Annotated in this window: 19 protein-coding genes, 1 tRNA gene, 1 pseudogene and 1 CRISPR repeat array; of the genes and pseudogenes, 8 read left to right on the top strand and 13 right to left on the bottom strand. The window is 48.4% G+C overall.

Annotation, left to right across the window (positions count from 1 at the left end; translation table 11 throughout):
• Positions 1-102: 102 nt before the first annotated feature.
• A complete protein-coding gene (locus tag NG665_RS08455; RefSeq protein WP_252673256.1) occupies positions 103-750 on the top strand; it encodes an HAD-IA family hydrolase in 648 nt (215 codons plus the stop codon).
• Between the two features lie 50 nt (positions 751-800).
• The gene (locus NG665_RS08450) at positions 801-2,066 is read left to right on the top strand and encodes a methyltransferase domain-containing protein (RefSeq protein WP_252673255.1); all 1,266 of its coding nucleotides are present in this window, start codon (positions 801-803) and stop codon (positions 2,064-2,066) included.
• 375 nt (positions 2,067-2,441) lie between these two features.
• On the opposite strand, the gene NG665_RS08445 is transcribed toward NG665_RS08450, so the two are convergent.
• From NG665_RS08445 to NG665_RS08405, 9 genes are all read right to left on the bottom strand, one after another.
• Positions 2,442-2,714, bottom strand: coding sequence for a 50S ribosomal protein L7/L12 (locus NG665_RS08445; protein ID WP_252673254.1), 273 nt, complete (start codon positions 2,712-2,714; stop codon positions 2,442-2,444).
• A gap of 246 nt (positions 2,715-2,960) precedes the next feature.
• Positions 2,961-4,211, bottom strand: coding sequence for a hypothetical protein (locus tag NG665_RS08440; RefSeq protein ID WP_252673253.1), 1,251 nt, complete (start codon positions 4,209-4,211; stop codon positions 2,961-2,963).
• Between the two features lie 27 nt (positions 4,212-4,238).
• The gene (locus NG665_RS08435) at positions 4,239-5,462 is read right to left on the bottom strand and encodes an RHS repeat-associated core domain-containing protein (RefSeq protein WP_252673252.1); all 1,224 of its coding nucleotides are present in this window, start codon (positions 5,460-5,462) and stop codon (positions 4,239-4,241) included.
• A 455-nt stretch (positions 5,463-5,917) separates the two neighbouring features.
• Positions 5,918-7,228 (bottom strand): ISL3 family transposase, encoded by a 1,311-nt coding sequence (locus NG665_RS08430; RefSeq protein ID WP_252672639.1) that lies wholly within the window; start codon positions 7,226-7,228, stop codon positions 5,918-5,920.
• A 47-nt stretch (positions 7,229-7,275) separates the two neighbouring features.
• On the bottom strand, positions 7,276-8,484 hold the full coding sequence (locus tag NG665_RS08425) for a hypothetical protein (RefSeq protein ID WP_252673251.1): 1,209 nt from the start codon (positions 8,482-8,484) through the stop codon (positions 7,276-7,278).
• A gap of 37 nt (positions 8,485-8,521) precedes the next feature.
• Positions 8,522-9,193, bottom strand: a complete 672-nt coding sequence (locus tag NG665_RS08420) for a hypothetical protein (RefSeq protein WP_252673250.1) — start codon at positions 9,191-9,193, stop codon at positions 8,522-8,524.
• A gap of 51 nt (positions 9,194-9,244) precedes the next feature.
• Positions 9,245-10,006 (bottom strand): hypothetical protein, encoded by a 762-nt coding sequence (locus NG665_RS08415; protein ID WP_252673249.1) that lies wholly within the window; start codon positions 10,004-10,006, stop codon positions 9,245-9,247.
• A 12-nt stretch (positions 10,007-10,018) separates the two neighbouring features.
• Positions 10,019-10,327: a hypothetical protein gene (locus tag NG665_RS08410; RefSeq protein WP_252673248.1), complete on the bottom strand. Its 309-nt coding sequence runs from the start codon at positions 10,325-10,327 to the stop codon at positions 10,019-10,021.
• A gap of 220 nt (positions 10,328-10,547) precedes the next feature.
• Entirely contained in the window at positions 10,548-10,760 is a 213-nt protein-coding gene (locus NG665_RS08405) for a hypothetical protein (RefSeq protein ID WP_252673247.1), read from the bottom strand.
• A gap of 187 nt (positions 10,761-10,947) precedes the next feature.
• On the opposite strand from NG665_RS08405, the pseudogene NG665_RS08400 reads away from it, so the two are divergent.
• The 4 genes and pseudogenes from NG665_RS08400 (at position 10,948) to NG665_RS08385 (ending at position 14,546) form a co-directional block, all read left to right on the top strand.
• Positions 10,948-12,184, top strand: a pseudogene (locus NG665_RS08400) (IS3 family transposase).
• Between the two features lie 20 nt (positions 12,185-12,204).
• A CRISPR array of direct repeats spans positions 12,205-12,839; the repeat unit is 30 nt; unit sequence CTCTTCCCCGCATACGCGGGGGTATTTCCA.
• 117 nt (positions 12,840-12,956) lie between these two features.
• On the top strand, positions 12,957-13,259 hold the full coding sequence (locus tag NG665_RS08395) for a tyrosine-type recombinase/integrase (protein WP_252673246.1): 303 nt from the start codon (positions 12,957-12,959) through the stop codon (positions 13,257-13,259).
• Between the two features lie 407 nt (positions 13,260-13,666).
• Positions 13,667-14,179 carry an ImmA/IrrE family metallo-endopeptidase gene (locus NG665_RS08390; RefSeq protein ID WP_252673245.1) on the top strand — a complete coding sequence of 171 codons (513 nt, stop codon included), beginning with the start codon at positions 13,667-13,669 and terminating at the stop codon, positions 14,177-14,179.
• The gene (locus NG665_RS08385) at positions 14,169-14,546 is read left to right on the top strand and encodes a hypothetical protein (protein WP_252673244.1); all 378 of its coding nucleotides are present in this window, start codon (positions 14,169-14,171) and stop codon (positions 14,544-14,546) included. Before NG665_RS08390 ends, NG665_RS08385 begins: the two co-directional genes overlap by 11 nt.
• 781 nt (positions 14,547-15,327) lie before the next feature.
• On the opposite strand, the gene NG665_RS08380 is transcribed toward NG665_RS08385, so the two are convergent.
• Together NG665_RS08380 and NG665_RS08375 are read right to left on the bottom strand one after the other, a co-directional pair.
• Positions 15,328-15,705 carry an ImmA/IrrE family metallo-endopeptidase gene (locus NG665_RS08380; protein ID WP_353888237.1) on the bottom strand — a complete coding sequence of 126 codons (378 nt, stop codon included), beginning with the start codon at positions 15,703-15,705 and terminating at the stop codon, positions 15,328-15,330.
• Positions 15,706-15,729: 24 nt separating this feature from the next.
• On the bottom strand, positions 15,730-16,020 hold the full coding sequence (locus tag NG665_RS08375) for a hypothetical protein (RefSeq protein ID WP_252673242.1): 291 nt from the start codon (positions 16,018-16,020) through the stop codon (positions 15,730-15,732).
• A gap of 343 nt (positions 16,021-16,363) precedes the next feature.
• Here NG665_RS08375 and NG665_RS08370 point away from each other — a divergent pair, with 343 nt between their 5' ends.
• On the top strand, positions 16,364-16,927 hold the full coding sequence (locus NG665_RS08370; protein WP_252673241.1) for a DM13 domain-containing protein: 564 nt from the start codon (positions 16,364-16,366) through the stop codon (positions 16,925-16,927).
• 111 nt (positions 16,928-17,038) lie between these two features.
• Here the strand turns inward: NG665_RS08370 and NG665_RS08365 are convergent, their stop codons facing one another.
• Positions 17,039-21,529: a glycosyl hydrolase family 95 catalytic domain-containing protein gene (locus tag NG665_RS08365; protein ID WP_252673240.1), complete on the bottom strand. Its 4,491-nt coding sequence runs from the start codon at positions 21,527-21,529 to the stop codon at positions 17,039-17,041.
• A 271-nt stretch (positions 21,530-21,800) separates the two neighbouring features.
• Here NG665_RS08365 and NG665_RS08360 point away from each other — a divergent pair.
• Positions 21,801-21,873: transfer RNA gene (locus tag NG665_RS08360), tRNA-Arg, on the top strand.
• Between the two features lie 303 nt (positions 21,874-22,176).
• On the opposite strand, the gene NG665_RS08355 is transcribed toward NG665_RS08360, so the two are convergent.
• Positions 22,177-23,487: an ISL3 family transposase gene (locus NG665_RS08355; protein ID WP_252672639.1), complete on the bottom strand. Its 1,311-nt coding sequence runs from the start codon at positions 23,485-23,487 to the stop codon at positions 22,177-22,179.
• Positions 23,488-23,842 lie beyond the last annotated feature (355 nt).

Genomic DNA, 23,842 nt, shown 5'->3' with positions numbered 1-23,842 from the left:
CTCAATAGGTCAGGTTGTCGAGTTGTCTAGGTGGAGAGCGGTTAAACAGATGTGCGTCACAATAGCTGAATGAACTGCAAGCAGAGATGAGACAATAGCAGTATGCGAAAAATATTATTTGATCTGTTCGGCCTGTTTATGAAAGTACAGACCGACGAAGGTGTTGCCGGGATTCATCGGGCAGCTCGCCTTGATGAGTTCGGTGTAGATCGGGCGCAGTTCGATCATCTCTATCGTGCATTGCGTGATCCGCTCGATGCTGGAACCCAAGATTATGGTCAATATCTTGACGCTATTGGCGCTAAACTCGGCGTCGACTTCCGTAGTATCCCTGGCCTTGTTAGCGAAACTGAGCTAGCCGATGTGCAATCATGGTCGGCGCACCATCAGGATATGACCACCTGGCTTGAAGAATTACACGACGGCGGTTTCCACCCCAACGTCCTGTCAAACGTCCCAGCAACCCATTTGGCATGGCTAAAAGAAAACAAGCCCTGGATTGACCTCTTTGATGTGTCGCTATTCTCCTGCGAACTCGGGTTAGCTAAACCAGACCCAGCTATCTATCGCGCAGCAATCGAGGCTCTTGGCGAGGCTGGCGATAACATTTTATTCTTCGACGATACGTACGCCAACGTCGTCGGCGCTCGCGAAGCTGGATTGCGGGCACTACACTTCGTCGGGATCGACCAGGCCAAACGAGACGTCACTGCGTTTCTTGCCGGGCATGACTTGGGCCGAGAAGACTAAAATAAACTGCACCAATCGACGTCGGCTAGGAGAGCGAAAACGTGAGAACAATGAGCCAGACCGTAGCTCATCGCCAGCTTCCGGTGCGTGAGATAGCGAGCCAGACTCTCGACTGTGACTATTTCCAGCGCGGAGTGTGCCGATCGTGTACCGAACTGGAAACGCCCTACCCGGAGCAGGTGCGGGCAAAGCAGCAGCGCGCCGAGAATCTGATCGATGCACACGTGTGGGAAGAACCGTTTGAATCTCGCCCACAAGCCTTCCGCAACAAGGTTAAACTCGTTGTGACTGGCAGCGTTCGGGAACCGAAACTTGGAATCTTAGGTGGCGACGGGCGCGGGGTGGACTTGCGCAACTGCCCCCTGCCCACCCCCGGTATTCGCGGAGCAATCCCCGAAATCGCGCGCTTCATCACCGCCTGCCAGCTCGAACCGTATTCGCCAGCCACCGATCGGGGCGTGCTCAAGTACGTAATTATCACCGAGTCTGACGACGGCGAACTCATGGTCCGATTCGTGGTGCGCCGGCGCGGAGTGCAAGGAGTTGTGTTCAAACGTAAAGACGAACTTTTAGCCGCACTGCCCACTATCAAGGTACTCACGCTCAATGTTCAGCCCGAACACAAAGCGATTATTGAAGGCGCCGAAGAAATTATTGTCAACGACGCTGATCTATTGCCGATGCAGGTGAACTGTGATCTGCATGGTTCAAGTTTTTCAGCTGGGGCAAAGCTGACCTTAAACCTTCGCCCGCAATCTTTTTTCCAAACAAACACCGATGCCGCCGGGGAGCTCTACCGCACGGCGGTGCACTGGTTAGGCAATGTTAATCATGTGTGGGACTTGTATTGCGGAGTTGGCGGGTTCGCGCTCGCGTTAGCTGCCGGTCGCACTCACGGGAGCATTGTTGGCGTGGAAACCTCTGAGCAGGCAGTCCAGGCAGCAAACCAGACAGCGCAACAGATGGGGTTGGCGGATCGAGTCCGGTTCTTTACTGGCGACGCCACCGAGTGGGTAGCTAATGTAACTGAGCGGGCAGAGGTTGGAGCCGGTGCGATACCGGAGGCTAACGTTGCGATGCCGGACGCCGTCGTCGTCAATCCACCTCGGCGCGGGCTAAGTACGCAACTGTGCCAGTGGCTCAATGAATCAGGTATATCGCACGTGCTGTACTCTTCGTGCAATATGGACTCGCTGGCGCGCGACGTGGCGTTAATGCCGAACTATACGGTAGCACGCGGAAAAGTGGTGGATATGTTTCCCCATACCAAACATTGCGAAGTAATTGTGATGTTAGATCGCGAACAGAGCTCCTAGTTCTCGTAGCGGGCGGGAGGCTCGGTCAACGAGTTCAGGTAGGCGAGGGCTTGCGGATTGTTAGCGTAAAACTCTTTATGCTCGTTATAGATATCTTCGGCGAAACATTACGCCATACCTTAGCCGTTTCTTCCCACTCTGGATCATCAATAGCACAGCTGAGTAGTTCAAACTTGCGGTGTTGGAGTTCTTCTAACAAACGTAAATACACCACGTCGGTGTGAACCAAGCTGATAAACAGAGACGTTATCTGCCAAGGTGATGCCAGAAAACAATACGGTAATGCCTAAAGTCGATGAAAGTGTCTTGAAAGCCTGTACCGGTATAAAAATTCAACGATTACTTCTGTATGTAGCCACTAAGGAAAGCCAATAGTTAGGATACGGAGTCGATGGCGTTTTTCGCCGTAACAAGATCAGCTCCAGTGCGTTCACGATATGCCTTTATTGCCGCAATCTTGCGTCCCGAAGCAGCCATTAAGCGTTCTTCAGCAGAAACAGCGAAAGTATCAACATCGGCTGCTTCTTCACCGACGTGTTCTTTGAGTTGAGCTACGAGCGCCAATAGACGCTGATTCTCATGTAGCAGGAGTTGTTTCTCGTGACGTAAACGCTCAATCTCCCGAGCTTGAGAAAACCATTTCCCCATTGCTCTAACCTTTCAATACGTGCGGTATTCCAACAAAAATTTTATAGCAAGGGACTCTGGCACACAATGTCTACAGGGATTTCCAGCCACAACGTCGAATACTCACCACTTTTGCCCCCGCTGGCTCTAGATACCCAAACCGCAACCACTAAAATGTATCCCATCAAGAACACGTGAGCACAGCATTAATAAGGGTCTGGCTTAACCAAGAAAAAGACGACGACGGTGGTGTGGTTTGGGGTGGTGTTACCAGGTGAAGTCAGCATGGGTGAAGATGCTACGACGTGGGAGTATGCGTGGACCATCTTCTAGCAAGTGTGGTGGTGGGTTAAGTGGGGAAGAAGGTAGTTGGTGGGTGAAGAACTCTTCAACCATCTCATCATCAATATCGGGCGTGTGAGCACGTGCTTCTTTCCAATCAACTGGAGCACGCATCTTCAACCCTTCCGCACGCGGCACAACCAACGCCGGATAACACATAAACCAGCCCTCAAACGGATGTGACTGCCAGCCCTTCACCCGACACGCGCCCCGTAAACCAGCTGTTACGGGAACAGCAAGAGTTGGTTCAACATTTTTATACCAGCCGGTGACCTGGTAATGCCAGACTTTCTTCCCCGCACTATCAACCATCAACAATTCATAGGTGTTTTTCGTTATGTGGCGTGCCCATAAACACCCAAACGGACCATACTTATTGGCCCGATACTGACATATCTTATACGCATAATGATTAGCAAAAGTAAAACCAACAATAGCGCCGCTACTCCATGACCAGATCACTCCGCGTGACATGACCTCGGTAAGGTAGATTAACGGTAACCCACCAATAACCCATCCAAGAACCTGGACAAGCGTGCCAGTTAAACCATTTAAATGCCGGCCAGTGTAATACGACCAAGCACACATCAGCCCCATATACACCGGTGGGACAAGCCGATACCATCCAGAAGACAACCAGATAGGAACAAACAAGCCAATAGAAATAACCACCGCAGAAAAGAAACCCAGAACAATATTAAACTCGGCAACATCTACAAACCGGTAAATACCTTTAGAGCTACGCCCTCGCCAATCATGAGTCATATCAAACCATAAATCAACCAACCCCACCCGCTGCTTACCTATATCCTCTAAACCTAAAAGACGACCATACCTATCAAGATAGTCTTTATACGGACTGGGATTAAAATTCGTATCAGCGATCTTTTCTTCCACACTCATCACCACCGCTAACGCAGTGGTTTGATCCCCACCCTCAACAGCCGTAATACCTTGAGCAAATAACCGGTCAACCTCACCAGAATCATACTTATGAGGGAAGGTTAAAAACTTAATAATCGGATCCCACAAGAAACGCAACGGTCGATACAACACCCCAAGTTTTTCCGGACTAATTGCAGGAGTCTCATCCATCTCACGCATCCGTACACACTCAACGCGCAACCACCACATACACCAGGCCAGCAACCGTGAATTATCCACATCATCACCCATTCTTCTCAACTCCTATCAACCGCACAACTAGCGAACAACTTCATCAACAATTACAATTTCTGGAAGCAAACTATCAGTAACAGAGGGATAATCAGTCAAACCACGTACTACATGCATATTCAGCATCGTTACTCCAATTCTCAGTTTTATCGGCTGCAACACCTTACGTTCAGCCCGCTCAAACAACGCACCCGCATTCCCATAATCGGAACCAAAATAATCCTCTCCTCGAACTTTGAGGCCAGAATTCACACTTCGAACAAGCATGTTAGTCGGATTAAACATCTCATTGGTGATACTTCCAAAAAATCCATGCTCGTTATTGCGACCAAGAAGATTATTAGCATTATACTCAAGCACGCCAGCTACACCATCTTCAACCATCTCACCGGCATAATCCACCCCAAAACGAGCCACACGCTTACCAACACCAGACAAGCCATTAAAAATCTCTTGAGCACCTTTCACAACCCCACCAAAGATTTTTGATCGCGTGATGCTGGGACTAATTCGGCTGACTATCGCTCCGGCACCTAAACCAGCAAAAGTACTAATACCGACACCCAACCAGTCCACTGATCCGGTAAAAGTTTTCTCAGCAACAATCTGCACCCCGGCACTAAACAATGCTCCCGCAACCGGAAGACCAATGCCGGTAAACAACGCTAGCCCGCTAAGGCCGATCATAGCTAGACCAACAAGGTTTTCCCAGCTAAAAGCGTTTTGCTCGATCTTGTTCCATAGGCTTGTTGACCGGTTGTTGTTGTATGCGGCCAGTTCTTGATCGGTGACTGGTTTGAGTCCGAGTGGGTCGGATAGGGATAAGGGGTTGTTCGCGGCATAGTTGAACGGGTTTGCTTCCCATACCACTCCTGGTAGTGGGGGTAAGGGGTCGTGGGTGAGGAAACTATGCGTGGTGGGGTCATACACGCGTGCCCCTAACCATGCTAGGCCGCCAATATGTAGGCTCCCGCTACCAACACTTATCCCGTCAGGCAGACTGGGAAGATGATGATGAGTTATCTGATACGGGTTATCTAAGTGTATGGTTGATGACTCACCCCAGCTACCAGTATGTCCAGGTATTCCTAGATCAATACCACCAGTGATACTAAAGAATGGTTGATGGTCTACACCAACAAGATTGTATACCGGGCGTCCATAATCCCATTCAATATCCGTATCACCCACCCGGTCCAGAAAGCCTAGAGCGTTGACATGAATATCAGTGCGGGTAGTACGCCCATGCACATCACGCTCAATAATGGCCTGTAGCCAGCCTCGTTCGTCCCATACGCAAAGGCATTGAATGAAGAAAACAGCCGCTAACCTATCACGACGACGGTGTTGGTGGTGTGGTGTTACCAGGTGAAGTCAGCATGGGTGAAGATGCTACGACGTGGGAGTATGCGTGGACCATCTTCTAGCAAGTGTGGTGGTGGGTTAAGTGGCTCTTCGCGTTTTAGCGGGGTGAAACGTTGTTACTCGGTGGGTTTACTGGCCTAGTATCAGGTGCTGGTGTAGTGATTTTAAAGTTAGCAGCTGTGTTTTCGTTGGCGTTAATGTGGTGGTGATGAGATTTTTAGTGGCCCGGAATAACTATACAAAAGTAAGCAACATACATTGTCTTTGTTAACCCGTTGGTGTTAGTGCGAGCAACACTCGATGATAGAAAATGCCTTGTGATCTTCTCACTGGTAAACAGGTTACACGAAGATATTATGCAGCAGTCTCCAGTTAGGTTTACCGGCATACAGTAATGCACGAATGCGATAGTTGTTGAAATTCGTGAACCCAAATCCGATACGTTTAATACGTTTGATGAGATTGTTTAACGCCTCGGTGATGGAATTAGAAAGATGCGTTTGATGATACGCCAAGATTTGAAGCTGCCATCGTTGTAGCGTGCGTCCTAGCTGCTGAATTTCTGGGGGCATAGCCACATCCAGGCATGTTTGTATCAATTCTGCAAGCATGGTGGTCGCAACACCAAGATCTGTTTGCTGATAAAACTCTCGTAAGCGTTCTTTTATCCGATACGCAATCGCTACTTCAGCGTGAGGATCTCCTAACACAAGCATGCTTTCTAGACGCTGGACCATTGCTGGCAGTAGTTTTTCACTACCATATGTCAGTAAACGCCGAATCTTGTATAAAGGATCTTTTTTATGCCCACGGTGTCCCAAGGTCTGATTTTGTACGCGTCTACGTACAGTATCTAACACACGATTGGCTAACGTAATCACATGGAAATGATCAGCTATTTGAGTTGCCTGGGGTAATACCACGTTATACACAGCACGGTATGTTGGGCTCATGTCTAAAGTGGCATAGCGGATTCGTGCTTTCCAAGCGTTGGGCTGGTCTTTTAAATAGCGGGCTACGTCTATGTAGTTACAGCTTGGGATAATATCAATGATTTGATGATGCTCGACGTCACATACCGTAGTGACATAACTTGTGCGGTGTCCTTGTATGCGAACGAAACTTGTTTCATCAAGCCCGATTGCGTGAGTCTTGTTTAAACGCTTACGGTCTGCTTGTAGTAACACTTGACCATACATAGTTACTGCATCATTGACTGTGTGCCAAGAACAACCAAGTTCAGCTGCGACTTCGCTAATTGTTCGTCCCATGCCTACTTGCTGGGTCGCCCATTTAGCTGCCCTGGTAGTCATCTGGCAACGTTGAGCAGCAATACGTTTATCTTGACTTGTCCATGAACCAACATCACATGCAACGTTTGGACAATACCAGCGGTGCTTACGCCATAACAAGCTCATAGACCGACCATAGACAGGTAAATCTATATACCGTACTCTTGGCCTTTCTTTAACGCGTGCAAGACTTTCACAACGTGGGCATGTTGGTCTCTTAAGGACTTGTTCAATTTCGATTTCCTGTTGAGAGCCATGACGGTGATACGCCAAGACGCGAATATCTTTCAAACTCACAAGCCGAGCAAGAATTACGGTAGGATCATAAGCGGTGAAGGTACGTTCAAGTTTTTGATTCACACTCTAAGCATGAACTACCTTCACCACTTCTGCATCTCCACACCCCGCTAAAACGCGAAGAGCCGGTTAAGTGGGGAAGAAGGTAGTTGGTGGGTGAAGAACTCTTCAACCATCTCATCATCAATATCGGGCGTGTGAGCACGTGCTTCTTTCCAATCAACTGGAGCACGCATCTTCAACCCCCTCGCACGTGGCACAACCAACGCCGGATAACACTGATACCAGTTCGGAAATTTATTATTTTTCCTTCCAGGCGAACGGCAATCACCACGTAAATCAATCGATAACCAATCACTCAACGCGGCATCAACATTCTTATACCAGCCAGTGACCTGGTAATGCCAGACTTTCTTCCCCGCACTATCAACCATCAACAACTCATAGGTGTTTTTCGTTATGTGGCGTGCCCATAAACACCCAAACGGACCATACTTATTCGCCAAATACTGACACCTCTTATACGCATAATGACTAGCAAAAAGAGTACCAACAATAGCGCCACTACTCCATGACCAGATCACTCCGCGTGACATGACCTCGGTAAGATAGATTAACGGTAACCCACCAATAGCCCCACCAAGAACCTGGACAAGAATACTAATAATGCCGTTTAAATGCCGGCCTGTGTAATACGACCAGGCACACATCAGCCCCATATACACCGGTGGGACAAGCCGATACCAGCCAGTAGACAACCAGATAGGGAAGAATAAACCAATAGAAATAACTACCGCAGAAAAGAAACCCAGAACAATATTAAACTCGGCAACATCTACAAACCGGTAAATGCCTTTAGACCCACGCTCTCGCCAATCATGGGTCATATCAAACCATAAATCAATCAACCCCTCTCGTTGACGTTGAGCACTACCTGCCATCAACATATAGCGATACCGCTGCAGATAATCCTTATACGGGCTGGGATCAAAATTAGTCGAAGCGACCTTTTCTTCCACACTCATCACCACCGCTAACGCAGTGGTTTGATCCCCACTCTCAACAGCCGTAATGCCTTGAGTAAATAACCGGTCAACCTCACCAGAATAATACTTAAACCGAAACGTAAAAAACTTAATAATCGGATCCCACACAAACCGCAACGGCCGATACAACACACCCAACATCTTTGCCGTTAATACCGGAGACTCACGTAATCCACGCATCCGTACACACTCAACACGCAACCACCACATACACCACACCAGCAACCGTGAATTATCCACCGTGAAACGACCAAAACGATCAGGGTTTGACATATGCATCCTTCTGGTTTTAGTACTACACGCTAACGCGTTAGTTCTCGTAGTGGGTGGGTGGCTCGGTTAACGAGTTCAGATAGGCGAGGGCTTGCGGGTTGTTGTCATAAAACATTTGATGATCTTGGTAGAGCCTTCTAGCTAACCATTTACGCCAATACCGTGCAGCTTCTTCCCAGCCAGGATCATCAATAGTAAAATTTGGTAACTCAAACCTGCGGTGTTGGAGCTCTTCTAACAACCGTAAATGAATCAGTGTCACCTTAGACGAATTCAAATCAACGGTCACTTTTTTCTTACCCGCATACAGCTTGTATAACAGGATGCCTTTATGTAGGCGCGTCACCTCACTAAAGCGGATCTCGCGGGAATAGATTTTTCCAAATCTCGACCAGATCTTATCCCGGTCAATTCCTGCTCGACCCCACAAGCCATAAGCCAGAAGAAAAAGACCAATCAAAAGAGTAAATGAACTCATAGGTATCATAGCAGGATCTACTGGCTGGTCGGAAAACCAATTTATTATTCCTATCAGAAATATCAACGCTGCTACAACAGATGTCAATAAACCAACGAGAATCTGTATCTTTGGGTGGGAAAATGTTCGATCTTTATTCGGGTCTTTATCTGTTTTTCCTAGTACACGGATAAGGCCTTTGATGAGATTTACGAATAACACAATCCCAAGAGTGATCAATGCAGGATACATGGTCTAAGACCTCTCTAAATAACTATTACATTTATAAAACATAGCGATAAATTAGTGAAAAACTCGCAAGACCCATTGCTGAAAAACAGGTACCTCGTCTGGATATATTGTTCCTACTAAGTTGTCACCATCTGTCACAATGAGACATCCAGCCGGAACTAGATTCTTCTCAGCAATCTCAGCTATGAGACTATCTGGAAAATCAAAACCACTCAAAAACGGTCCAGTCCCAGCAATAAAATGCTGTGGAAAATTCATCAAACGCTCAACCCGGTCAGGCTCAAACTGACTCGCAGTAAACCTTATCGTACGCTCTTTAATCTCAACATATACACATATCTCCTCATATGTAACAGGAGCACGAAATAAACGATCTCGACTACGATGAACCTCTTTCGCATAAATCTTCATCTCGCGTAACTTAAGAGGAGGAACATCTTCACCACCCGCTCCTTGGATTTCAACCGTTACCTTTGGAACAGGTCTTTGATATTGAAGCAAAAACATGCCAATAAGCAAACCAATCACACCAGCAGAAAACCACGTATAACCAAGTGTTTTATCCCCAACCACCCACACCAGATACATATCTGCAGGTAAAAGCAAGATGATAACCCACAAGAAAAACCTTTTAACACGCTGAAAAAACAAACCAAAAACAATCAAGCATATAAACGGAAGAACCACGCTTATCAATCGAAGCTGTAAAGAGTGATCACTTTCTTTCGTCACAACCACAAAACATAAAGCAACCCACACCGTAACTAAAACTAAAATATATCCACTAGTAGCACTAAACACCCGAGAACGCATTTTATCTACTCCTTAAGGCAGAACCATCCCAGTTAAAGAATCGGTAAAATCAGAAACTCCAGCTTCGACTAAGCTTTTCCCCGCACTATTCCATAAAGCACGTGAATTAGTATTAGTGTAGTTGAAAACCCCTTCGACAGTACGTGGATGAAAACTACCCATTTGTGGTACCTCATAGACTCCTTTAAGTTCAAAAAGGGCACCAACTCCCATTTCCTTCACACCATAACCAACAGTCTTACTACCCACATAGTCAAAACCAGCACTCATAAGCGCTTTTTGCGAATTAATCTCTCCCACACTAACAAGATCTTCACTCACACTCCCCAGCATCGACCCAGAAAGATTCACTCTATCGACTAACGAACCTCACGCTCGACATACAATATTCCCAGTGATCTGCAACAAAATTACTCGTTTAAATCAACCAGTTCGTTGTATCGGTGTTCCGAGAAGCGTTTCTGTTGCGTTAACCTACTGCTGAATTAATCTCGTGTGTCAGTGAGGAAAATTTGACGACGGCGGTGTTGGTGGTGTGGTGTTACCAGGTGAAGTCAGCATGGGTGAAGATACTACGTCGCGGGAGTATGCGTGGACCATCTTCTAACAAGTGTGGTGGTGGACTAAGTGGGGAAGAAGGTAGTTGGTGGGTGAAGAACTCTTCAACCATCTCATCATCAAGGCCGGGCGTGTGAGCACGTGCTTCTTTCCAATCAACCGGAGCACGCATCTTCAACCCCCTCGCACGTGGCACAACCAACGCCGGATAACACATAAACCAGCCCTCAAACGGATGTGACTGCCAGCCCTTATTACGGCACGCACCCCGTAAACCAGCTGTTACGGGAACAGCAAGAGTTGGTTCAACATTTTTATCCCAGCCGGTGACTTTGAAGTGTCCCAGGTTTTGTTCCGTTTGAGTAGATGGGATAATCTGGACTATGCCAAAGAAATTTGATCAGGATGCGAAGGATCGCGTCGTCCGCTTGGTAGAAGACCGTATTGTGGCGGAGAATGTTTCCTTGCAAGAAGCGTGCAAGATTGTGGCACCGAAACTAGGTGTTTCTTGGCACACTGCTCGGCAATGGACTCAGGTAGCTCGTCGTGAAGGACGCGTTCTTGAACGCTTGCCGGAGGACTTGGAAGTCGAAAATGCGCGGCTACGCCGTGAAAATCAGGAGCTTCGCGATACTAATGAGTTGTTGAAAGCAGCGTCGGCTTTTTTCGCGTCGGAACTCGACCCGAAACGTCGGAAATGATTCGGTTCATTGATGAGTATCGAAATCGTTTCTCTGTCGAGTTCATCTGCAAGACGTTAAACACTCACCGTGTTGGTGGTTTCATCACTTCTCGTGGCTATCGTCAATCAAAATCCCGTGGTGTGAGTGCTCGTAGCCTGCGTGATGCTGCTGCCGATAGTGCATATCGTTGAGGTTCATGAAAGTAACTACAATGTCTACGGGATTCGTAAGATGTGGCACGCGTTGCGCCATGAGGGGATCGATATTGGTCGTGAGCAAACCGCTCGTTTGATGCGCCTTGCTGGAGTTAGTGGTAAAGGTAAGGGCCGCTTGCCTGTGACAACTCGCAAACCTCGGGGGCTAGATACTCGCCCGGACTTGGTGAAACGTGAATTTCGAGCTCCGAGGCCGAATCGGTTGTGGGTGGGGTGACATTACCTATGTCCGTACCCGTAAGGGGTTTGTCTACACCGCTTTTGTGACCGATGTGTTCTCCCGACGGATTGTCGGGTGGGCGCTAGTCGGTTCAATGCGAACTGAAGCGTTGCCGTTGCAGGCGCTCAATCAGGCGATCGTATGTGCGAAGAAAACAACTGGGCTGATTCACCATTCAGACCACGGCTCGCAGTATGTGTCCATTGTTTACAATGAGCGTCTTGCCGAGCATGGGATTACTGCCTCGACAGGGACGGTTGGCGATTCCTATGACAATGCTTTGGCTGAGAACGTCAACGGTTCTTACAAGAATGAGCTGATTCATAGGCGGTCATGGGCGGACGTGGTTGACGTAGAAATCGCGACGTTTGAATGGGTTTCGTGGTGGAACGAGTCACGACTTCACCAGAGCTTGGGCTACCGTACACCGGCTGAGGTTGAACAGGAGTTTTGGAACGGCAACACCGGCCATGAAATAATAGAAATCAAGGCACGTGCCTAGGAACAAAACCCGGGGCACTTCACTTCCCCGCATACGCGGGGGTATTTCCCACACGACTTCCCGCTCAACGCAGACTCGTTAGCTCTTCCCCGCATACGCGGGGGTATTTCCTTGTTAATGAAGTACAGTTGTCCTTTACCGGTCTCTTCCCCACATACGCGGGGGTATTTCCCAAGAATCGGTGTACCGCGTCCTAAACTCACACTCTTCCCCGCATACGCGGGGGTATTTCCGAAGCATGGGCATTTAGCGAAGTTCAAGGAAACTCTTCCCCGCATACGCGGGGGTATTTCCATAACGCAACCATTGGAATGGTGCTCGTAGCCGCTCTTCCCCGCATACGCGGGGGTATTTCCAAGCTAGCGATATTTCCCGGCTGCCACGCTGCTCTTCCCCGCATACGCGGGGGTATTTCCCCACTCTACGTCATGCGTAATATTATCTTGCCCTCTTCCCCGCATACGCGGGGGTATTTCGCTAGTAAATCAGCTTTTACTGGCAGACTCTTCCCCGCATACGCGGGGGTATTTCCCTCGAGCAAGATGAACTGACGTTCTTGCGATACTCTTCCCCGCATACGCGGGGGTATTTCTCTGTGATACTCCGAGGGGTTTTAATCAAGTGACTCTTCCCCGCATACGCGGGGGTATTTCACAAAGAGCTTGGAACGTTCGACTATCCAGACGGCTACGACTATCAACAGCTAGAGGGCACCTATCACCTCGTACCCACAAAAAATATTCGCGGACGGGGCAAGAATTTCGTTATCCCTATGATCCCCGTAGTTCGCAGCTATCTAGAGGCGTGGAAAGCTGTTTCACCGCCGCCTCCTCACGGGTTAGTGTGGCCGCTACAGGATGGCAGGATACGCAATAAGAAGTATGACGGCGCACAGTGGCGTAAGCTCCAAGACCAGGCGGACGTACATAAAGGTCAGAGGTATTATGTGGGGCACGAAATCCGCAACACGACTGCAACGCTGTTGTTAACTATTGGTGTTGACCCGGAGATTATTAAAGCGATCATGGGACATTCGACGGTAGCAATGAGCATGGCTTATACGCGTGTCAAATAGTGGGCACATGGAGCGCGCGTTGCAGGGTATGGCAGAGGGCTTGCATTTGGAGGCGCCTCCTGTTGAGGTGTCAGCTATCGAGTGAATCGCGATTGGTTGATTTTCTTGACGAGCACAGGCGGATTCTATTCACCAAAAAGCATACGCAACGCCCAAGGTATCTTATCGTCCATGTGCGAATACGCTATCGAGCAAGGAATTATCAGCACGAATCCCGCTAAGGCGTGAAAATACCACGCGACTAAGCCAAGAAAGAAAAAATGTACCTCACTGGCGAGCAGATCGCCAAAATCCTTACCCACACCTCCCTGTCAGTGTTTTTGCCGGCTATCAGTGTCTATATTTAGACAATAAGACCCCTGTTAGTCTTATAATGACTTACAGGAGAATGGTGGGAGGTGTGAAAAGTGTTTACTGGTAAAACTGTCGGTGAAATCCGTGAAATGGCGCGTAAGGACGCGGCAGATGTTCTTGAAGTGCATTGGAATGGCGAATATCCTGTCGATCCGATTGTTATTGCTCGAAAGCTGGGTGCGTCTGTGTTTATGTCTGAGCTTGGCGATGACGTTTACGGTATGCTCCGTAAAACAGACATGGAGGCAGATATTTATATCGATCGCGACCAGAGCACTAATCGGCAACGCTTCACGTGTGCTCATGAGGTTGGGCATCTCGTTAGTCATCGAGATGAGTCTGGTGACTTCGTTGATGCACGTTCTGATGAGGGACGCGGTACTGCGTCAGAGATTTATGCGAATGAGTTTGCGGCCGAATTACTGATGCCAGCGCCAGAGTTGAGGAGAAAATTAGAAAATAGCGACTCTGCTTATGGGCGGGTTCTAGCTGAGCTTCTTCTGGCTGACTATTTCGATGTGTCGCTTGCTGCTTTGCAGTATAGAAGGAAACTCCTTGGAGTATAAAGGCTCGTCTCTGGACGATAATCAAATGCCGGCTGCTGATGATGCGCCGAAGTCTCGCACAGATATTAGCCCTCGGCAAGTGAGTGAAACTCAAAAGTTCGAAGGTAAAGACGAAACTGGGCATGACGGCAGTTTGAGTTCGTTTGTGTCTATGACCCGGCTACGCCCGTTCCTTGCCTTGTTTGAGGCTTATGCTGTGCGGTCTTTCCCTAAGCGTCGTAGTGCTCGTAGTTGTGTGGATGCGATGATGGATCAGCATCGGTGGTTGTTTCAGGTTTGTTTTTGGGCTGATTTCTTATTTACAGCGGCTCTGTGTGTAGGAATTCTTTTAGTTTTGGGTATTAACATTTATCACCTAGCGTTTTAAAACAATAGGTAAGCCCCAGCAGGCGAGAATGCTTGCTGGGGCTTACTGTTTATTTTTGCAGGTCGGTTCTAGCACCACGCCCTGGACGGTTTATTTGCCAGTTGTCGACAGTTTCGGGGAGCCAACCATAGGTTGTTGCATTTCCTTCTCCGATGATTGCGTCTGGTGGGGCTAGCCGTTTCTGATTTTGGTAGGTTCGGGCTGTACTGTAGGCGATGCCTACGCGCTGGGCGTACCCGTGTAGCGAAAGGTAGCGTGTGGGCATTAGTTCTTCCGTTCTTTGAGGGTGACTATGAGCGCATGTAGACCGCAAGCGAGTCCGATTGTTCCGAGTACAATTTTCGCGAGGACTGGTAAGCTTGTGAATGCGACGATCACACCTATGACTATGGCTACTGTACCTGTGTACGTTTTGAGTTCTTTCATGGTTTCGAGATATTATCTAGGAGGGTTTCCCCTGATGGTTCAGGGGAAAATTTGAAGCTATTTACGCTTCTTTTTGTTCTTGCTGGGCTTGGTGACTTCGATTAGTTTTGCAATGCCTATTAGAAATGCTCCAAGTCCGGCAAGGATTTCTCCTACATGTTCTATCATGTTCACCTCCTTTCTGATTATTAGTTTACTACCCCATCTAACCTATGTCAAGTGGAATAGTTAGGTTATCGAAATGTCCAAGCGTTGGAGAAGGTTGCGCATACGCTTCACCTAGACGCCAGTGTCAACACGGAAGCCCTCGAAGCTGATAAGTAAACATTACCCCCAGCAAGCATTAGCAGCGATTCTATATCGCACATAGTGTGTTTTGGTAGGCTTTGACGATCCAGCAGGTCACGTCGAGTTCTTCGGCGATTGCTGAGGGGTGTCCATTGTGGAGCTTTTCTGCTAAATCGTACTCGGTAGGGGAGATGAGCAGGCGTGCAGCTAGACGGTCTGCTCGTTCTTCCTCGGTTGGTGGTTGTGGCCCATCGTGGCCGAGCAGGTGGTGGGCGAACTCGTGGGCGAGTGTTGATATGGCGTTCTTCGGCATGGATTGTAGGCATGCGTTTAACGCTATTCTTTTCATCTCGCGATTGTATGATCCTGGTACTGGTAGGTTTGGTTTATAGATTACGGCGACCCCGTGGCTTTCAATGAATTGTTCTAATTCTTCGAGAGTCAAGGGTTAAAGGGGTCGCCTTTCTTTTTATTGATCGTATTCGTATCCGTGTGGTGAAGCTGCTTCTAGGTTAATATCCGGCTCCGACAAGTTTCTGTCGTCGTCAAGGTCTGGGACTGGGCGTAGGGGCTTGTCGAATTCTTCTCGGTTGCCGTTTTCTAGGCGGCGACTGATCTCATCGACGAGTTCTTTGTCTGTAGCGTCCGCGAGAGCGACTTTAATTTTTTGAACTGTAAGGTCGCGTTTAGTGATGAATCCGAGTTCTAGGAGCGCTCCTACAACGTCGTACTCATAGGATCGACTAATTGCGATAACCATATCTCTTCCCCGCATACGCGGGGGGTATTTCAAACTTGGCGACCGAGCAGCAGAGCCACGAGTTACCTGAAAGTGCGTGCTAGGCCTCAAGCCCAACATCTTTGCATTCTTAACTTCAATACTACCTTCCGGCAAGCTGCCACTTAGTATAGGAAAACTCCGAGGCTGCGTGTCGAAATTATTCTGATTTTAACTTTTCGGGAATAAACCATAAACAAGTAACGTTGACCTTAACGAGAAGCAAACCTGCGGTCTTGAAGACTTCATAAAGAAGTCGAGAAACCTTCAACAGTTTCATCTGACGCAGGCCTAGCTTCAACTTATTAAATAACGAAAGATTCTCATGAAAAAAATTATCCTTATTGCTGCACCGATCCTCCTTGTCGTTTTAATTACTGCGGCCTTGATTTTTAAGCCTTGGCTGGCTTTTATCGATAAGGACGTCAACGACGCCCTGCCTACTATTCCTTCCGTGTCTGAGACCGATTCTGGCACGTCGAAAGAAACCGATAGTGCAATGGAGAAGCAAACTGAGGATCAATCGAATGGTCCGGCAGTGATCGCAGAAGGCACCTTCGTCACCCACGCCCACGACACTACTGGTATGGCTCGAATTGTTCGCCTCGAATCAGGCAAACACCAACTCGTTTTTGAAAACCTTGACACTACCAATGGTCCAGACGTTCACGTGTGGCTCTCCAAAGCTGACGTAGTTACAGGTAGCGACGGCAACCAAACCGCAGGAAACTCCCCTCACTTGGACGTAGCGCCAATTAAAGGCAACACCGGTAATCACGTCTACGACCTACCTGCCGATTTCAATCCTTCTGAATGGAAGAGCGTTGATCTTTGGTGTGACCAGTTCTCCGTTTCTTTCGGCGCAGCACAACTCACCCCACTGAACTAATAGAACATAGTTTCTTCCCCAATAAGCGTTGCGGCACACATTAAAATGTGTGCCGCAACGCTTATTTCGAGTAAGGATTTTTACCTTATTCTCAGTTTCCCGGTAACCTAGTTAGCTTTCACGACGCCGCGAAGCAAACAACGCAGCACCAACAAGTACCATCCCTAAACCAGTAACTAGCATAAACATTCCAGATATTCCTGTTGTTGCTAGTTTCTTCGCACTATCATGTTTCGCTTGTGGTTGTGACCGCGTTATTTTCGCAGAATCATCTACAAGTTTCGTATCCGAATTATCAGACTTACCGCCATCAGATGAGGTGTTCGTATCTGAGATGCCACCAGTACCCTTATCCGATTCCGGTGAGTTTGGCTCATCTCCTCTTGGTTTGTCTCCATCATCCCCACCTTGGTCTCCGGGCAAAGTGGGATCGTCAGGAGTTTCAGCGTCCGGGGCAGGCGCGTCCGGGCCAGGCACATCTGGATCAGGCACCTCCGGAACGTCAGGCACATCTGGATCAGGCACCTCCGGAACGTCAGGCACATCTGGATCAGGCACCTCCGGAACGTCAGGCACATCCGGCACCGTAACCATCACCTCAAACGTGCCCGTCACATCTGGGTTCGAAACCGACGTCGCCGTCACCGTCGTCGTTCCAGATGCTAGCGCACTAACCTGTCCTGTTTCGTCCACACTCGCAACTTCTGGCTTCGCCGACTTCCAACTAACTGCCGCATCTGTTGCACTCTCTGGCGCAACAACTACCATCAGCAATTGCTTCTCGCCAACACTCATATCGGCCTTACCCGTAATCGTTAGATCCGTGACCGCAACAGTTTCTGAGCGTGCAGTCATGACGAAGATATCGCCCGGTTGAGTATCAAAAGACACGATGCGTTCACCGTTAGCATTCTCCACGACTGTCGCATCCACCGGCTCTGACGTTACTGCCTGACGGAATCCGAAACCAGAAGCCTCCAGTGCTGGAACACGAACGATACTGTAGTTTCCAGCATCACCCTTCGTCACCTTAATGTTTGCCTGATTGCCCTTAACTGACTCAAGGATGACGCGCTCTGCTTTGCCCTCCTTCCAGTCAATACCCACCGAAAAACCACCGCGTGCCCTCAGGCCACGAACATTTCCGTCGCTCCACTCATCTGGAAGCGCTGGAAGAATGTTGGTGTAGTTGTGGAAACGTTGACCGCTAGTCGAAACAAACGTTGAATTTGATTGCAACAACATTTCGTTCACACCAGATGTGTTGCCAAAGTTTCCATCAATTTGGAACGGAGGATGGACGTCGAACAAGTTGGAGTACATTGCGTTCTTGAGTTGTTTCTCAATCAGCTGGTAGGCATGGTTTCCATCTCCAGTACGTGCCCACGAATTGATACGTTGCCCGACTCCCCAACCAGTTGCATCATCGCCACGGTACGTCATCGACGTCTTAGCGGCATCCATATAGGTCGGGTTATCCACAGTGATAAGATCACCCGGGAACAAACCGAGCATATGCGACATGTGACGATGGTTTACTTGATAGTGCGGAATTGGCGAACCATCCTGCTTCTTGCCAAGTTCTCCTTCGAAATACCATTCCTTGATCTGCCCACTATGGCCCACCTCGATTGGTTTCAGTAGGCTTTGCGCACACATCCAAGACCGGTTTGCTTGCGAATCGCTAAATTCGCCGTTGTTATCTTTTGCCCAGTTTTCGACCCGGCAGTTATCCAGGTTTCCTACTAAGTGATCGTCGACGTCGAGTGCCTGCGCTGATTCGATAGCGTCATTTAGCATTTGCCATACGAGAGAGCTTTCATAGGTGTTACCGTCAGTTCCTAAAGGTCCGTGTTCTGCCGAGTAGGCAACGCCGGTGGTTAGGCGTGGCTGACCGTCAGCTGCTGGCAGGAAGCCTTTATGCAACATGTAATCAACATAGAAGTTTGACTCTTCTTTCAACAGTGGATAAATCTCGGTACGCAACTGGTTGAGATCCCCGCCATACTCGTATGCTTCATACACATTTTGTAGTAACCACGGCATTGCTGCCGGACTCCATCCCCATGAGAATGCAGCGCCCGGCGTTGTCCAACCGTAAGCGGTGTTTTCGGTGTGAGCCATGTAGCCAGCGCCTTCACCTGGTGGAGTACCTGGTTGAGTATGTGCACCAGCATAGATTCGTGCTGTTTCACGTCCTGGTTCAACCAAGCCCGCAGCATACGTAATAACTGGCTGAGCTAGTTCTGCTAAGTTCGCTGAGTAGGTTGGCCAATAGTTCATTTGTAAATTGACGTTCATGTGGAAATCTGAACCCCACGGGGTACGCCCGTGTGCGTTATCATCGGCTGTGGACGACCAGATGCCTTGAAGATTTGCTGGCAATGGGCTGTTTTCACGAGACGAACCGATCTGTAAGTACCGGCCATATTGATAGACGGCGGTTTCGAGTTCGCGTTTTTGAGCCGTAGTTGCTGTTCCAGCACTGTATGCGTCAAGAAGTTCTTCGGTGGTGAGCTTCGTGCCGTCTGTCTCATGTTGGCCAAGGTCAAGTGTGAGACGCGAGTAGAGAGATGAATGGTCAGCGATATGGTCGGATCGCACTTTTCCGTAGCCTTTGTTTGCCGCCTTTTGTACGCTTTGTGCAACGCGAGCATCAACTGCGGCGGCATCTTCACCGGTACGGTAGCGTGGGTAGTCGTACTCGAAATCGGTAGCTGCGGCAATATAGAGGATAACCTCACGTGCTCCATAAACAGTAAGTGCCTGACCATTGCTACTTGCGCCAATTGTTCCCGAATCTGTGACGGCTTTGATCTTGGAGTTGTAGATCAATCCGTTGTTGCCTAACGCACCGCGAACAGTGAGAATGTCAGCGTTTACTGTGCTCGAAGCATCTTTTTTGGAAAAACCCGGGTTGGCATTGAGAGAAATAGTAAGGTTGAGCTCCTCGTCGCCGTTGGCTGTTAGACGAGCAACCATCACATCATCTGGATTTGAGGCGAAATATTCGCGGGTGTAATCAGTGCCGTTATGGGTGAAACCGACCGTTGCAAGCCCTTTGCTGAGGTTAAGATCTCGACGATAGTTGGTGTATTGTGCATCGTCACCAAACCCATAGTCGATCTCGATATTTCCCCAGTTTTGGTAGGATCCTTGCTGGCGAGCATCCTCACCACCAGTAAGCGCTCCCGGATCGACGGTGTCTGCACCATCTTGTAACTGGCGGTTGAGTTCACGCAGGCGTACGCCTTCTCGTCCTTTGTTCTCGTTATTTCCACCATTGTAGTCATCAACGGTTCCAGGGCCGCCTGTCCATAACGTTTCTTCATTGAACGTTATGCGCTCAACTCCGACTTCACCCCAAACAGTTCCGCCAATCTTTCCGTTGCCGATCGGAAGAGTAGTTTGCTGCCAGCGGTTATTCTCTCCTTCTCCTACACTTCCAGCACTGAGCCGAAGTTTAGTTTGAGAGGCAGGTTTGGTGTACCACAACATGTCATCGTCCGCGGTGGAAAGCTCACCTTCGTCAGTTGTCTCTCCCAGCGTGTAGACCAAGAATGTGGTGGTGAGAGTTTCGTCGTCGTTCGCGGTAACAGTGATGGCGTGTGCGCCGACTTGGTTGACGTCATAGTCGATACCTGTGACGGTGTACTGGTCTGGGGTCAAAATCGTTTCAGTATTGTTCGTACGTGAAATTATTTTGACTTCCATACCGGCTGGATCGAAAGGTTCACCGATTTGATAGCGGTTCTTATCTGGCGCATTGACTGATAAATAACTGTCTTTTTCTGGCATCGTCAGACGTAGTTTCGGTGCCATGTCACTGGTTGCGCCGTTGAATGTTCCAACACCTTCAGTACTGGCAAAACGCATATCGTAATGCTTGTTTTCGCCAACCATCAAGGTAACCATCTTATGATCGTCGCCGCTAGCAAATTCCTTAGCAAGAATTGCGGTTACGTCTACCGACACCGTGGTTGGATTGTGCACATTCATGTGGTCACTGTAGCGTTCGTTTCCAAATGCGAAAGGTTGAGATACTGCAACAGCGCGGCCATCTTCTCCATTAAATCGTGGCCGTGTTGCCCATGTTGCTTCTCCAGTAGCGCACGATTGAGCGTTATTTGTACAGATGTGATCGTCAACAGCGACGATTGTGATCGTATTCGTATCATCTGCCTGTGGAACATGCCCGCCAGCCCATCCTAGATACGTCAAATCAAGAGTCGCGTTTTGTGGTATCTGATTCAAACCTGATAGATCGAAGGTGATCATCGCAGTTTTTGCATCTGTTCCATCTGTGGTGTCTGTTGATTCAAAACGCTCACCAAAAATCCCGTGCCCTTGCGGCTGTAACGCAGCAATATAGGGTTTTGCGTTCATGCTATGAACTTTTTCATCCGCCCACGATTGTAGCGTGGAATCAGCAGATGCCTGCACCGTTACTGTTTCTGCTTGCCCCGGTTGTGCTTGCCCTGTTTGTGCTTGCCCCGGTTGTGCTAGTGCAATCTGCGGCATCATCGCTACTGGTATTGCACAAGCAACCAAGGCTACTGTGATGTTGAATAGACGTGAATTTTTCCGCGTCTGGTATCTCATTACCAAGCTCCTTTGCTTGCGATAAAACTGTCTGCGCTGACAGCTCCATAATTTCTACCAAAATAGACTTTAACTCAAAGTCGATGAATCATGACACAGTAATTGGGAAATAGAAAAAACATGTGTCGCCTTTGTTCGCCTGGAATCGTTCAATACACGTTTCTTTAGCTGCCTATTTTCTCCTTCAAATGGAAGTGTTTCCTATGCCACGTTTTCTAGTTCGCATCTGAGAAAAAATAGTTGTAAGCTAGAGGACGTTCCAAGGAACGCTGCGCTCGTAGCTCAACGGATAGAGCGTCTGACTACGGATCAGAAGGTTGGGGGTTCGAGTCCCTTCGAGCGCGCTCTTCGGCTCAGTGGTGAATTATCCCGCTGAGTCGAATTTTTATGGGCTCTTCGCGTTTTGGCGGGGTGAAACGTTGTTACTCGGTGGGTTTACTGGCCTAGTATCAGGTGCTGGTGTAGTGATTTTAAAGTTAGCAGCTGTGTTTTCGTTGGCGTTAATGTGGTGGTGATGAGATTTTTAGTGGCCCGGAATAACTATACAAAAGTAAGCAACATACATTGTCTTTGTTAACCCGTTGGTGTTAGTGCGAGCAACACTCGATGATAGAAAATGCCTTGTGATCTTCTCACTGGTAAACAGGTTACACGAAGATATTATGCAGCAGTCTCCAGTTAGGTTTACCGGCATACAGTAATGCACGAATGCGATAGTTGTTGAAATTCGTGAACCCAAATCCGATACGTTTAATACGTTTGATGAGATTGTTTAACGCCTCGGTGATGGAATTAGAAAGATGCGTTTGATGATACGCCAAGATTTGAAGCTGCCATCGTTGTAGCGTGCGTCCTAGCTGCTGAATTTCTGGGGGCATAGCCACATCCAGGCATGTTTGTATCAATTCTGCAAGCATGGTGGTCGCAACACCAAGATCTGTTTGCTGATAAAACTCTCGTAAGCGTTCTTTTATCCGATACGCAATCGCTACTTCAGCGTGAGGATCTCCTAACACAAGCATGCTTTCTAGACGCTGGACCATTGCTGGCAGTAGTTTTTCACTACCATATGTCAGTAAACGCCGAATCTTGTATAAAGGATCTTTTTTATGCCCACGGTGTCCCAAGGTCTGATTTTGTACGCGTCTACGTACAGTATCTAACACACGATTGGCTAACGTAATCACATGGAAATGATCAGCTATTTGAGTTGCCTGGGGTAATACCACGTTATACACAGCACGGTATGTTGGGCTCATGTCTAAAGTGGCATAGCGGATTCGTGCTTTCCAAGCGTTGGGCTGGTCTTTTAAATAGCGGGCTACGTCTATGTAGTTACAGCTTGGGATAATATCAATGATTTGATGATGCTCGACGTCACATACCGTAGTGACATAACTTGTGCGGTGTCCTTGTATGCGAACGAAACTTGTTTCATCAAGCCCGATTGCGTGAGTCTTGTTTAAACGCTTACGGTCTGCTTGTAGTAACACTTGACCATACATAGTTACTGCATCATTGACTGTGTGCCAAGAACAACCAAGTTCAGCTGCGACTTCGCTAATTGTTCGTCCCATGCCTACTTGCTGGGTCGCCCATTTAGCTGCCCTGGTAGTCATCTGGCAACGTTGAGCAGCAATACGTTTATCTTGACTTGTCCATGAACCAACATCACATGCAACGTTTGGACAATACCAGCGGTGCTTACGCCATAACAAGCTCATAGACCGACCATAGACAGGTAAATCTATATACCGTACTCTTGGCCTTTCTTTAACGCGTGCAAGACTTTCACAACGTGGGCATGTTGGTCTCTTAAGGACTTGTTCAATTTCGATTTCCTGTTGAGAGCCATGACGGTGATACGCCAAGACGCGAATATCTTTCAAACTCACAAGCCGAGCAAGAATTACGGTAGGATCATAAGCGGTGAAGGTACGTTCAAGTTTTTGATTCACACTCTAAGCATGAACTACCTTCACCACTTCTGCATCTCCACACCCCGCCAAAACGCGAAGAGCCTTTTTATGCCCGGGTCGCAGGATCCGGGCATTTTCCATCTCAGTTTCAGACTTCGGCCAATAAACTACAGACTTAGACCTATAAATCCAGACTTAACGGGCGATTCCTCGTGCACATCGGGCTAAGACCGCTGTTTATGTGTCGCAAAACCGGGGTATATGGGGCGATGTCCTCATATACGGGGTGATCACCCCATATACCCCGGTTTTGTAACAACTCTAGGCGCACACTAACCAAAATCACGATCAAAACCAGTCATAATATCAGACAATGCTCGCAATGCCGACCGCG

Origin of the sequence: Arcanobacterium pinnipediorum, assembly GCF_023973165.1 — a bacterium.
Classification (GTDB): domain Bacteria; phylum Actinomycetota; class Actinomycetes; order Actinomycetales; family Actinomycetaceae; genus Arcanobacterium; species Arcanobacterium pinnipediorum.
The sequence above is the reverse complement of the archived record's forward strand: the minus strand, read 5'-3'. Positions and strand labels throughout refer to the sequence as shown.